Origin of the sequence: Pseudomonas sp. EL_65y_Pfl1_R83, from assembly GCF_963970695.1 — a bacterium.
GTDB lineage: Bacteria > Pseudomonadota > Gammaproteobacteria > Pseudomonadales > Pseudomonadaceae > Aquipseudomonas > Aquipseudomonas tritici.
The window spans coordinates 1-652 of sequence record NZ_CAXAQI010000106.1 but is presented as its reverse complement, the minus strand read 5'-3'; the positions used below and the strand labels follow the sequence as shown (position 1 = coordinate 652).

Genomic DNA, 652 nt, shown 5'->3' with positions numbered 1-652 from the left:
ATAGATAATCCTCCCCGGCACGGGGAGGGGGACCCTGAGCATTCAGCGAAGGGTGGAGGGGGCGTGCCGCGAGCGTAACGCCTGTTGAGAGCCCCCTCCACTACCCGCCTGAAGAAGCCGAGCGGTCCCCCTCCCCGTTTCCAGGGAGGATTGGTTGCGTCGCTCTCGCGATCACGCGATAGCGCAGGCATGACCGAACGCCCCGCGCTTTTCTCCTTCCTGCTCGGCGGGATCGCCGCAGTCGGCTTCGCGCCGCTGGATCTATGGCCGGTAACGCTTGGCTGCCTGGCGCTGTGGATGGGGATCGTCCACGCGGCTCGCGGCATCCGCGCGGCGCTGTGGCGCGGGTGGCTGTTCGGCTTTGGGCATTTCCTGATCGGCAATAACTGGATCGCCAAAGCCTTTACCTATCAGGACGCGATGCCGCACGCGCTCGGCTGGATCGCGCCGGGGCTGATGGCGCTGTATCTCGGCATCTTTCCGATGGCGGCGGCGGGGGTGGCGTGGCGCTTTCGCGGGGCTCGCCCGGATGCGCCCTATGTGCTGAGCTTCGCCGCTGCCTGGATCGCCACCGAATATCTGCGGGGGACGCTTTTTACCGGCTATCCGTGGAATCCGCTGTCGGAGATGTGGTTGCCGACCCCGATCGCGG

1 pseudogene is annotated in these 652 nt (G+C 66.6%); it reads left to right on the top strand.

Annotation, left to right across the window (positions count from 1 at the left end):
- Positions 1-189: 189 nt before the first annotated feature.
- Positions 190-652 (top strand): annotated as a pseudogene (locus AACY08_RS27875) (hypothetical protein); the annotation flags it as partial.